The 11,607-nt window shown below is 69.2% G+C and carries 10 protein-coding genes; 4 read left to right on the forward strand and 6 right to left on the reverse strand.

Going from position 1 to position 11,607, the window contains the following annotated elements:
• Positions 1 to 47 precede the first annotated feature (47 nt).
• Positions 48 to 518 carry a Fur family transcriptional regulator gene (locus ABNQ39_RS07415; RefSeq protein WP_098739505.1) on the forward strand — a complete coding sequence of 157 codons (471 nt, stop codon included), beginning with the start codon at positions 48 to 50 and terminating at the stop codon, positions 516 to 518.
• Positions 488 to 1,693 (forward strand): CobW family GTP-binding protein, encoded by a 1,206-nt coding sequence (locus tag ABNQ39_RS07420; RefSeq protein ID WP_376959717.1) that lies wholly within the window; start codon positions 488 to 490, stop codon positions 1,691 to 1,693. The genes ABNQ39_RS07415 and ABNQ39_RS07420 overlap by 31 nt, the downstream gene beginning before the upstream one ends.
• A gap of 52 nt (positions 1,694 to 1,745) precedes the next feature.
• Here the strand turns inward: ABNQ39_RS07420 and ABNQ39_RS07425 are convergent, their stop codons facing one another.
• Together ABNQ39_RS07425 and ABNQ39_RS07430 are read right to left on the reverse strand one after the other, a co-directional pair.
• On the reverse strand, positions 1,746 to 3,758 hold the full coding sequence (locus tag ABNQ39_RS07425) for a M1 family metallopeptidase (RefSeq protein WP_376959718.1): 2,013 nt from the start codon (positions 3,756 to 3,758) through the stop codon (positions 1,746 to 1,748).
• A 52-nt stretch (positions 3,759 to 3,810) separates the two neighbouring features.
• Complete coding sequence (locus ABNQ39_RS07430) at positions 3,811 to 4,416, reverse strand: gamma-glutamylcyclotransferase (RefSeq protein WP_376959719.1); 606 nt, start codon at positions 4,414 to 4,416, stop codon at positions 3,811 to 3,813.
• Between the two features lie 120 nt (positions 4,417 to 4,536).
• On the opposite strand from ABNQ39_RS07430, the gene ABNQ39_RS07435 reads away from it, so the two are divergent.
• Together ABNQ39_RS07435 and ABNQ39_RS07440 are read left to right on the forward strand one after the other, a co-directional pair.
• Positions 4,537 to 5,601, forward strand: coding sequence for a DUF2125 domain-containing protein (locus ABNQ39_RS07435; RefSeq protein WP_376959720.1), 1,065 nt, complete (start codon positions 4,537 to 4,539; stop codon positions 5,599 to 5,601).
• A 148-nt stretch (positions 5,602 to 5,749) separates the two neighbouring features.
• Positions 5,750 to 6,517 (forward strand): class II glutamine amidotransferase, encoded by a 768-nt coding sequence (locus ABNQ39_RS07440; RefSeq protein WP_098739501.1) that lies wholly within the window; start codon positions 5,750 to 5,752, stop codon positions 6,515 to 6,517.
• Between the two features lie 45 nt (positions 6,518 to 6,562).
• On the opposite strand, the gene ABNQ39_RS07445 is transcribed toward ABNQ39_RS07440, so the two are convergent.
• The 4 genes from ABNQ39_RS07445 to ABNQ39_RS07460 form a co-directional block, all read right to left on the reverse strand.
• Positions 6,563 to 7,774, reverse strand: a complete 1,212-nt coding sequence (locus ABNQ39_RS07445) for an ATP-binding response regulator (protein WP_376959721.1) — start codon at positions 7,772 to 7,774, stop codon at positions 6,563 to 6,565.
• Positions 7,775 to 7,873: 99 nt separating this feature from the next.
• Complete coding sequence (locus tag ABNQ39_RS07450) at positions 7,874 to 8,323, reverse strand: DNA polymerase III subunit chi (protein ID WP_376959722.1); 450 nt, start codon at positions 8,321 to 8,323, stop codon at positions 7,874 to 7,876.
• A gap of 20 nt (positions 8,324 to 8,343) precedes the next feature.
• Positions 8,344 to 9,852: a leucyl aminopeptidase gene (locus ABNQ39_RS07455; protein ID WP_376959723.1), complete on the reverse strand. Its 1,509-nt coding sequence runs from the start codon at positions 9,850 to 9,852 to the stop codon at positions 8,344 to 8,346.
• Between the two features lie 129 nt (positions 9,853 to 9,981).
• Positions 9,982 to 11,382, reverse strand: a complete 1,401-nt coding sequence (locus ABNQ39_RS07460) for an RsmB/NOP family class I SAM-dependent RNA methyltransferase (protein WP_376959724.1) — start codon at positions 11,380 to 11,382, stop codon at positions 9,982 to 9,984.
• Positions 11,383 to 11,607 lie beyond the last annotated feature (225 nt).

Below are 11,607 nucleotides of genomic sequence, written 5' to 3' on the forward strand. Positions count from 1 at the left end.
CCTTGGCCGGGTTGCAACGGCCGACAGAGTGTTATAAAGTAACACCCATGTCCGCGCTTCACGACCACACCCACTGCATCGCCGATGCCCTGACCCGTGCCGACGCGCTGTGCGCGGAGCGGGGGGCACGGCTGACCGCGCTGCGCCGCCGCGTGCTGGAGCTGGTGTGGTCCAGCCACCGCCCGCGTGGCGCCTATGCGATCCTGGAGGATCTCAGCCAGCAGGAGGGCAAGGCGGCGGCGCCGCTGACCGTCTACCGCGCGCTGGAGTTCCTGGTCGAACAGGGGCTGGTCCACCGCATCGAATCGCTGAACGCCTATGTCGGCTGTGCAGCACCAGGGGATGTCCATTCCGGGCAGTTCCTGGTGTGCGAGGCCTGCGGTGACGCCGCCGAGATCGACGATCCGGGTGTCGGCGCCGCCATCGACGCCGCGGCGGCCGGGCGCGGCTTCCGTGTCCAGCGCCCCACCGTCGAGGTGCGCGGCCTGTGCAAATCCTGTCAGGAGAATCCCCGTTGAGCGCTCCCGCCGCCCCTCCCGCCCGTCTTCCCGTCTCGGTGCTGACCGGCTTCCTCGGCAGCGGCAAGACCACGCTGCTCCAGGCGTTGCTGCGCAACCCGGCCATGGCCCGCACCGCCATCGTCATCAACGAGTTCGGCGAGGTCGGGCTCGACCATCTGCTGGTCGCCAAGGCGTCGGAGAACATGGTGCTGATGGACAGCGGCTGCCTGTGCTGCACCATCCGCGGCGATCTGGTCGACACGCTGCGCGACCTGTTCCTGAAGCGGGTGAAGGGCGAGATCCCCGATTTCGACCGGGTGGTGGTGGAAACGACCGGCCTCGCCGATCCGGCCCCGATCATCCACACCCTGATGTCGGATCCGTTGCTGGCCGCCCGCTTCCGCCTGGACGGCGTCATCGCCACGGTCGATGCGGCGCACGGCTCGCTCCAGCTCGACCGCCAGCCGGAAAGCGTCAAGCAGGCCGCCGTCGCCGACCGCATCGTGCTGACCAAGACCGACGTCGCCACCCCGGCGGCGACCGTCGCCCTGATGCAGCGCCTCGCAGCCATCAACCCGGCCGCCCCAGTCATTCCCGCCGCCCATGGCGATATCGATCCGGCCAAGCTATTCGACGCCGGCCTCTACAATCCAGAGACCAAGAGCCCCGACGTCGCCCGCTGGCTGCGCGAGGAGGCCTATCGCGACGAACAGGCCAAGGCGCGTGAGCATCATGAGGACGGGCATCATGAGCACGGGCATCACGACCATGACCACCACGGGCATGATCACGAGCATCACCACGATCACGACCATGGCGACCATTGCGGTCCCGACTGCGGCCATGAGCATCACCACCACGACGCCAACCGCCATGACGACCACATCCGCGCTTTCTGCATGGTGATCGACCGGCCGATTCCCTGGAACGGCTTCGTCGACTTCATGGAGGCGCTGATCGCCCAGGCCGGCGAGAACCTGCTGCGGGTGAAGGGGCTGCTGAACGTCCAGGAAAGCGAACTGCCCGTGGTCGTCCACGGCGTCCAGCACATGTTCCACCCGCCGGTCCGGCTGGAGGATTGGCCCAGCGACGACCACCGCACCAAGCTGGTCTTCATCACCCGCGACGTCGGCCAGCCGGTGATCGAGCCGCTGTTCAATGGGCTGGTCTGGGGCGAGGGGAAAGAGGGATAAGGTCGGAGGCGGGGTGCCACACCCGCCGCATGTGTGGTGCTCGCTTTCTCCTTTACCGGTCCACCACCCGGCGCAGCGGGCTGTCGCCGACGGCCCATACGCCGCGATCCACCGCCTTCGCTCCTTCGAACACCAGCCAGCTTTGCCGTCCGTAATGCGGCAGCGGCCGGAGCAGCGCGCGCAGCGCCTCGGCATCGGCGCCCGACACCACCAGCGCCGTCCGGCCGTCCGCCGCGCGCGACACCCACACCCTGGCACTGCCACGCCCAGCGAGTTCCGCCGGAACCGGGGACAGCCCCCGCCGCGCCAACTCCCGTGCCACCGCTGCGTCGGTTCCCACCAGCAGCACCGGCGCCGCCTTGTCGCCGTTCTCCTTCCCGGCACCGTCCATCAAACGCCCGGCCAAAGTCCGGGCCGCGTCCGCCGCGTCACCATCCGCAGCGATCACCCGCTCGGCACCCGGCCGCAGGGTGACGTCGCGCAGAATCGGCGGCGCCTCCCCCGGCGCCAGACGGCGGAACAGGTCGAAATCGGGATCGACCGACACCGCCCGCACCGCCGCCCCGGCGGACAGCCGAAGCGTCGCCTGCCGGCCGTCGAGGCGGACGATGCGGTCCTCCACCCCGGCCGCCGTCTCCAGCCGCACTGGCACCGCCAGGGCATAGGGTGCGTCGGCCTCCTGCCGCAGGGTCAGCAGCACGCCCTCCCCATCGGCGCGGACATCGGCCAGGGTCAGCATCGGCGCGCCCCGGCGCTCCACCCATTGGCCGAACAGCCCGCCGAGGTCGCGGCCGGACGCCGCCTCGAAGGAGCGGCGCAGGTTGGACCAGCCGGCAGTGCGGAAGGCGAAGCCACTCCAGAAATTCCGGATGCCGGCGTCGAAGGCGTCGCGGCCGATCTCCGCCTCCAGCATGTGGAACAGCATTGCCGCCTTGCCATAGCCGACGATCTGCGAGGCATCGTGCGTCTTGGACAGGAAATCGGTCAGCGGCCGGTCGCGCTCGGCCGGCAGGGCGGCATAGTCGCGCAGCCAGTCCAGCCGCATCGCCCGCGCCGCGTCGCCGCCGCGCGCCTGGGCCGCCGCATAGTCGGCCATGTAGGTGGTCAGCCCTTCCGCCCAATTGCCGGGCCAATTGCCGCCCTCGCCCACCCGAACGCCGTTGCCCCACCAGTTGTGCATGATCTCGTGGGTCAGCGACTGGCTGCGGATGAAGGGCAGCGGCAGCACCGCCCGGCCGATGGCGGTCAGGCCGGGAAAGCCCAGACCGACCGGCGGCGGAACCGAGACGATGCTGAAGCCGTCGAAGGGATAGGCACCGATGCGCGCGGCCCCCGCCGTAATCGCCTCCTCCGACAGGCCGAGATAGCCGTCGGCCAGCCCGGTCTGCTCCGGATGGCGGTAGAGCCGCAGGCGCAAGGGTCCGGCCGGCCGTTCCTCCACCGTCCAGGCCCCGGCGAAAACGGAGGGTTCCTCGACGCTGCGATCCTCCGCGAACACCGCACGGTAGCCGCCGGCCTCATTCCCCTCCTCCACCAGCCGGCCGGTGGCGACCGCGACATAGGGGGCCGGCACCCGCACCGACAGGCGCCAGCTCGGCGGCTCGTCGGCGGCGGAGGCCGGATCGGGCAGCCAGCCGCCTAGCCCTGGCAGGAACGCACCTTCGCCATCCAGCGCCAGACCGGTGCTGGCGGCGAATCCCGGCAGCCGTCCGCCATAGCGGATGGTCACCGCCCCCGCCCCTTCCGGCACCACCAGCCGCAGACGGTCGCCGCGCCGGTCCATCGGAACAGGCCTGTCGCCGGCCCGCACCTCCTGCACCGTCAGCGCCGGGTCCAGCCGCAGGGACTGCGCCCCGGCCGGCAGGGTCAGCCGGTCCACCGCCTCCATCCGTCCGGCGGCGGGATCGAGCGTCAGGTCGATGTCGTGATGCAGCGGTGCGGCGCCGGCCGGGGCGACCACGCCCAGGGACAGCACCGCTCCCGCCAAGGCCAGAGCCGGGATGCGCAGGATCGTCATGCCCATGAAGATGGTCGCCCCGACAACGGAGCGCCAGCGCGGCGTCACGCCGCGTCGATGCCATCCAGGATGCCGTCCGCCTCCCTGAACGACCGCCGGATCACCCCGGAACGCCACGCACCCGGTCATAGAGCTTCGACAGCCGGGCGTCGCAGATGCCAAGCTCCTTCAAATGCTCGACCGTGTTGGCGAGGTAATCGATGTTGGGGCCGCGCTGGCCGCAGCAGTCGGCGATGCGGCAGACGACCGACGCCTCGTCCAGACCGCGGCAATATTGCGGATGGCTGCGGTCGACGATGAAGCAGCAGGCGCTGACGGACTCCCCCCTTTCAGCAGCCCCGCCATCACGCAGGCACACCCGCAGCATCCTCGGCAGATAGACGCGGTTGTCCATCTCCCGCTCCCACAGGTAATCCAGCGTGGCCGGCACGTCCGCCGCCATCACCCGGAAGACGATGCCGCGACAGGACCCGCCGCGGTCCAGCCCCAGCACCAGCCCCGGCCGTTCCGGCGTCCCACGGTAGCGGTGGGAGGCGACGCAGAAGCTGCGGTGGTATCCCGGCAAGGTCGCCGCGTGCCGCTCCACAAAAGGGAAACCGGGGTTCCACATCAGCGAGCCATAGCCGAAGACCCACAGGTCGGCGCCGGGTTCGACGGCGATGTCGTGCGTCCAGGCGGGATGCGGAAGCGGTGAGTCGGGGGCCATTGAGGATCGCTGAGGAAGATCGCTGGAAAATTCGCAGGGGAAAACGGAACCGAATCGGCAGCCCCCGAGCCTAGCATGCGGGTTCCGGGGTCGCTATAACGGTACGGAGATGGAACGGACATGCCACCGATGCAACCCAACGCCCTTTCTCCCACTCCCCGCCGCCTGCTGACCGGCCGCCGGATTGCGACCATCCTCGTCCTGATGATGGTGCTGCTGCCGGCCGTCGCCTATTCGCTGTGGTGGTGGCAGGCGGCCCGCACCGTGCGCGACGGGCTGGAGAGCTGGGTCGCCGACCAGCGCGCCAACGGCGCGGTGGTGGAGCATGGCGGACTGACCGTCCACGGCTTCCCCCTCACCCTGCGGGCGGAACTGGACAAGCCCCATCTGGCCACGCGCGGCGCCGAATGGCAGGGCGCGCGTCTGGTGGCGGAGGCCGCACCCTGGAACCCCACCCGCATCGCGCTGACCTTTCCCGGCGAGCATCGCCTGTCCGTCGTGCAGCCCGGCCAACCGCCGGTCGACATCCTGGCCCCGAACGGCGGAAACGGCGACCTGACCATGCGGATGTCGGGCACGCTGGAACGGCTCGCCCTGCGCTTCACCGGCCTGACCGCACAGGTCGCGGGTCAGACGGTACCGGTCGCCGCGCTGGACATCGGCGCCGCCCAGCCGGAGCAGCAGCCGGCCGAACGCGGGACCGCCGGCCTGACTCTGACTCTGACCGCCGACGGGCTGACCCTGCCCGACGGCATGCCGGCGAACCTGGGCCGCGAGGTGAAGCGGACCGAGCTGACCCTGCGCGTCATGGGAAACCCGCCGCGGCCGGAGCCGGCCAGCCTGTCGGCCTGGAGCCGCGACGGCGGCACGGTCGAGGTCGACCGGCTGGCGCTGGACTGGGGGCCGCTGGGGGCGGTGCTGTCAGGCACGCTGGCGCTGGACGCCCAGTTGCAGCCGCAGGCGGCGCTGACCGCGGAAATCCGTGGCGCCCCCGCGGTTCTCGATGCGGTCAAGCCGATGATGCGCCCGAACGAAGCGGCCATCGCCAGGACCGTGCTGGCCATGCTGGCCCGTCCGACCGGCCCCAACGGCGAACCGGTGGTCACCGCCCCGGTCACCGTGCAGGACCGGTCCCTGTTCGTCGGACCGCTGCGTGTCGCCGCCCTGCCCAAGCTCGTCTGGTGACAAAAACGGGGCAGACCCTGTCCGAACGGCGGAAATGCAACACCCGCCGCAGCGCATGACGGTTCCGTGACCGGCGCATCTTGTTTCACACGGCGCATCGGGTCAAATTGACGCAGTCCTTGTCGCGGCTGCCATGGTGCGTCGGTCGATGTGTCGGTTTCTTGCCTATTGCGGCGAGCCTGTGTTCCTGGAAACGCTGGTCTGCACGCCCTGTCATTCCCTGATCGAGCAGTCGATGCACGCCGCGGAGGCGAAGACCGAGACCAACGGCGACGGCTTCGGCGTCGGCTGGTACAGCGAGCGGACCGAGCCCGGCCGCTATTGCGAGATCCGCCCGGCCTGGTCGGACGAGAATCTGCAATCGATCTGCAGCCATGTCCGCTCCCACCTGTTCTTCGCCCATGTGCGGGCGGCTACCGGCACCGCGGTCAGCCGGGCCAACTGCCACCCCTTCAAGGCCGGGCGCTTCCTGTTCATGCACAACGGGCAGGTTGGCGACTGGCCGCGGCTGCGCCGCCGGGTCGAGGCGATGATCCCGGACGAGCTGTACAGCACCCGCACCGGCACCACCGACAGCGAGGCGATCTTCCTCGCCGCGCTGGGCGAGGGGCTGGAGCGGGATTCGGTCGGCGCCTTCCAGCGCGTGCTGCACGCCATCCGCGATGAGATGCGGGCGCTGGACATCACCGCTCCCCTGCGCTTCACCGCCACCTGGACCGACGGCGACCGGGTGTGGGCAGTGCGCTGGGCCTCCGACGACAAGCCGCCGAGCCTCTATTGGCGCCGCGGCGAGAATGGCTTGGTCGTGGTGTCGGAACCGGTCGATTCCCAGCGCGATCAGTGGCGTCCGGTGCCGCCCAGCGGCGGGCTGGTGGCGCGCGTCGGCGCCGCCCCGGAGATGTTCACTTTTCATTGAGCCGGGGAGATCGGGAAGGGAAGCGTCAGCCGCCCTCCCCTTCCCTTACAGCAGCCGGTCCTTCGGCAGCAGGATCGTCACCGCCGTCCCGCGGCCCGACACGCTATCCAGTTCCACCCCGCCGCCATGCAGTTCGGCAAAGCGCCGCACGATGGGCAATCCCAGCCCGACCCCCTCATGCTGGCGCACCAGCGAGCGTTCGGCCTGGGTGAAGGGGTTGAAGATGCGGCCCATCAGTTCGGTCGGGATGCCCGGCCCGTCGTCGCGCACGGTCAGCCCGACGAACTCGCCGCGATCCTCCACCGTCACCGCGACATGGCCGCCGGACTGGGTGAACTTCACCGCATTGTCCAGCAGGTTCAGCACCATCTCGCGCAGCCGCCGGCGGTCGATGCGCATGCGGAAGGACGGACAGGGCTGGACGGTCAGCGACAGCTGCTTGCCCACAGCCTTCGGCGCCAGCATGTCGGCGCAGCCGGCCAGCAGTTGCGGGATGTTGACGTCGCTTTCCTGGATCTCGATGGAACCGGTGGAGCCGCGCGTGTAGTCGAGGATGTTGTTGACCATGGTCAGCAGCGACCGGCCGCTTTCCTCGATCAGCTTCACATATTCCAGGTAATCGGGATGGCCCAGCTTGCCCATCCCCTCGGCCGCCAGCACGTCGGCAAAGCCGATAATAGAGTTCAGCGGGGTGCGCAGCTCGTGGCTCATCACCGCCAGGAAGTCTAGCTTGGCGCGGTCTGCCTTGCGCGCCGCCTCCAACGCGTCGGACAGTTCGGCGGTGCGTTCCGTAACCCGGTGTTCAAGCTCGCGGTTCTGCTCGGCGGCGCGGCGGTAGAGCTTGCGGATCTCCACCATGTTGCGGACACGGTGCAGCAGTTCCCAGGCGATGAAGGGCTTGGTCAGGAAATCGTTGGCACCCAGCTCCAGAGACTTGCGCCGGGTTTCCTGATCGGTCTGGGCGGTCAACACCAGGATCGGCACGTAATCGTCGCCGAAGACCGGCTTCAGCCGCTCCATCAGGTCGAAGCCGCTCATATGCGGCATTCGGATGTCGATCAGCAGCAGGTCGAACGGTTCCGCCGCACAGAGCTCGGGCACCTTGCGCGGGTCGGTCTCGCCGCGGACCCGGCTGTACCCGTCATGGCTGAGGATTTCCCGCAGGAGTTCTACATTGGACGGATTGTCGTCCACGATCAGGATGCTTGCATCCTTGACCTGCTGGGCGAGCGCCGGGTCGATCTGGCTCCTGTTCATTGGAGCATGCACCTTTGAACCGTCCGCGTAGGCAATCAATTTTGCCTCTGAACGGATCGAATGCAATGGAAATGAACGGACACCGTCAAAGGCCGCCGCTCAGGCGCGCTTTTCCCAACCGCCGCGGTCGGTCTGCTGCCAATAGGTCAGGCTGTGGCCGGCTGTCTTGCAGGCCTTCCAGCGCTGGCGGGCGGCCAGCACCGCCTCCTCGTCGTTGCCGTCGAACAGGTCGCAGACGAGGTCGTAGCCATCCATCCGGTCGCTGACGCAGCCATCCACCGTGACCAGCACGGTGGCGCTGTTCGGATTCTCGTCGGTGTCGGTCAGCCACACCGGCTGGCGCTCGGCGAAGCCGTCGCGCGCAGCCCCGTGCGGCAGGAAGGAGCCGGGATCGTAGGTCCACAGATGCTGGTTCAGCATGTCCACCCGCTCGGCCGAGCCGGCCAGCACGACGGCACGCCAGTTCCGCTCAAGAACCTTCTCCAGGATCTTGGGCAGCGCCTGTTCCATCGTGCGCCGTTGCAGGTGGTAGAAGCGGACTTCGGTCATGGCCCCTTCACGCAACGCGATCAGGCTTCGTGGAAGTCGGCCACGAAGCGGTCGAGCAGCCGCACGCCGAAGGCGGACGCCCCCTTCGGAACCGTGGCGCCGTCCTTCTTCGCCCAGGCCACGCCGGCGATGTCGATGTGCGCCCAAGGCGTGTCGTTGACGAAGCGCTTCAGGAACTGCGCGCCGACGATGCTGCCGGCGCCGCCGCCCGAGCCGGTGTTCTTCATGTCGGCGGCCGGCGACTCGATCTCCTTGTCATAGGCGTCGCCCATCGGCATGCGCCACACCGGCTGGCCCACCTTCAGGCCGGCGGCCGTCAGGTTCATGGCGAGATCGTCGTTGTTGCAGAACAGGCCGGCATGCTCGTGGCCCAGCGCCACGATGATAGCGCCGGTCAGGGTGGCGAGGTCGACCATCAGCTTGGGCTTGTAGGCGTCCTGCGCGTACCACAGGCAGTCGGCCAGCACCAGGCGGCCTTCGGCGTCGGTGTTGATGACCTCGATGGTCTGGCCCGACGCCGAGGTGACGATGTCGCCCGGACGCTGCGCGGTGCCGGACGGCATGTTCTCCACCAGCCCGACGATGCCGACGGCATTGACCTTCGCCTTACGGGCGGCCAGCGCGTACATGGTGCCGATCACGGTGGCCGAGCCGCCCATGTCCCACTTCATGTCTTCCATGCCGGCCGCACCCTTGATCGAGATGCCGCCGCTGTCGAAGGTCACGCCCTTGCCGATGAAGGCCACCGGACGCTTGTCGTCGGCCTCCGGGTTGCCGTTCCAGCGCATGACGACGACGCGCGGTTCGCAGGCGCTGCCCTGGGCGACGCCCAGCAGGGCGCCCATTCCGAGCTTGCGCAGCTTCTTCTGGTCGAGGATCTCGACCTCGACGCCGAACTGCTCCAGCTCCTTCGTCTTCTCGGCGAGGCTTTCCGGATAGATGACGTTGGCAGGCTCCGACACCAGATCGCGGGTGAAGCGGATGGCGTCGGCCAGCGTGTCCAGCTTCTTGAAGGCCGACTTGGCCGCGCCGTCGTCCTCGACCAGCAGCGTGAGCTTGCGCAGGCTGGGCTTCGGCTCCTTCTTGTCGGACTTGCGGTCGTTGGTGCGGTACTTGTCGAACTTGTAGGAGCGCAGCTGCGCGCCGAAGGCGATCTCGGCCGCGGCGGATGCCGGCGACAGGGTGGTCCCCTCCGGCAGTTCGACCAGCAGCGCCGCCTCGTCGGCGGCCTTGTCCAGCTGCACGGCGATGGCGCCGCCGGCAGACTGGAGAACCAGATCGGTCAGGTCGGCGCCCTTGCCGATGCCGACCAGCAGGATGCGGTCAAGCTCGGTCCCGGCCGGGGCGAGCAGCGTCAGCGTCTCGTCCTTCTTGCCATTGAAGCGGGCGGCGGCCATGGCGCGGGCCAGCGCCCCGCCGGTCTTCTGATCCAGCTCGCGCCCGATCGGGCCGAGGCTGCGGTCGGCGGCGACGGTCACGGCGAGCACGCCGGAGGCCGGCAGGGACAGCTTGGCGAAGGAGAACTTCATCTGGTCCTCTTGAGGGGTTGGGCGAACGCGCCCGGATGGTCTCGACGGCGGAAAGCCTACCCCACCGATAAGGAGCGCGCCACCCCAGCTGTCAAGGGTGGGGAGAGGGAGAGGCCCCCTCCCCCTCGCTCACGCATCGATCGCCTTGCCCAGCTCGACGGGATCGACCTCGCCCTGCTCGATGCCGACGTCGGAAACGCTCTCCTCCGGCACCGTCTCCTCGGCGCGGCGTTCCAGCACGGCGGCAAAGAAGCCGTCGGTGTCGTGCTTGGCGGGCGTCAGGCGCAGGTACGGACCGTCGACCGGCGGCGGCGCGCCGGCCTCCTCCTCCGCCCAGACCTCGGCGACCGGCTTGACGATGAAGTCGTGATGGGTCTGCAGGAAGGCCTCGACCTGCGCCTCGTTCTCGTCATGCAGCATGGAGCAGGTCGCATAGACCAGCCGCCCGCCCGGCTTCACCAAGCGCGCCGCGCTGTCGAGGATGTTGGCCTGAAGCGGCAGCAGCTGCTCTAGCCCCGGACCGAGCTGGCGCCAGCGGGCGTCGGGGTTGCGGCGCCAGGTGCCGGTGCCGGAGCACGGCGCATCGACCAGCACGCGGTCGAACTTGCGCTTGTGGCGCTTCACCCAGGGATCGCGCTCGCTGGTCAGCGGATGCGCCTCGATGTTGTGCAGGCCGGCGCGGCGGAACCGCTCTGCGGCGCGCTTCAGCCGCTTGTCCAGCACGTCGCAGGCGACGACACGGCCCTTGTTCTTCATCAGCGCCGCCACGGCCAGCGTCTTGCCGCCGGCACCGGCGCAGAAATCCACCACCTGATGGCCGGGCTTCGGCGCCACCGCCAGCGCGACCAGCTGCGAGCCCTCGTCCTGGATCTCGACCAGACCGTCCTTGAAGGCGTCGACGCTGCCGAGCGGCGGACGGCCCTTCACCCGCAGGCCCAGCGGCGACCATTGCGTGGTCTCCGCCGTGATCTGCGCCTTGGCCAGCGCCTTGATCGCGCTCTGCTGGTTGGCCTTCAGCGGGTTGATGCGCAGGTCGAGCGGAGCCGCCTCCAGCAGCTTCTCCATCTCGACCCCGAAACGGTCGCCCAACGAGGCGCGCATCGCCGCTTCCGCCCAGTCCGGACATTCCACCCGCACCGTTTCCGGCATGTCGGGATGCTCCATCGTGTGGCTTTCCAGCTTGCCGACCATCGCCAGCTCGTCGTCGGTCAGGCGGGCCGGGGCGAACTTGCCGCCGCTGAACATCTCCAGCACCACGCCGGCGTTGCGGTTCTCCTCCAGCAGCAGATAGGCCAGGACGCGGGCGCGCGGAGTGGCGCGCTCATAGCCGCCGCGCTCGATCCACCAGCCGAGCCGGGCATGGCGGCGCAGGATCGCGTAGGCCATCTGGGCGACGGCGGTGCGGTCCTTCGAGCCGATGTAGCGGCGGTTGCGGAAATAGGCGCTCATCACCGCGTCGGCGGGGCGAGGGGTCTCGTCGATCTCGGTCAGCAGATCGATGACCGCCTGGAGGCGGGCGGCGGGTGTCATGGCGTCTTTTCCCTCGGGAGTCTCACGGCGACGAACAGGACCGGCCGCCCGCATCGTCCCCCCCGTATGATCCGGGGGGCGAGATGCGTTTTCGAACGGTCCTTCGCGTATGGGCTGTCGATACCGCGTTTGTCGCCTCCTGTCACGCCTTGCCGCCGCGCGTCTGCCCCGCTCGCCCCTTGGTTCGCCTCCCCACCTCCACCCCCCGTGACAAGCGGACGCGAC

It is taken from the genome of Azospirillum sp. A26 (genome assembly GCF_042604635.1).
Classification (GTDB): domain Bacteria; phylum Pseudomonadota; class Alphaproteobacteria; order Azospirillales; family Azospirillaceae; genus Azospirillum; species Azospirillum palustre.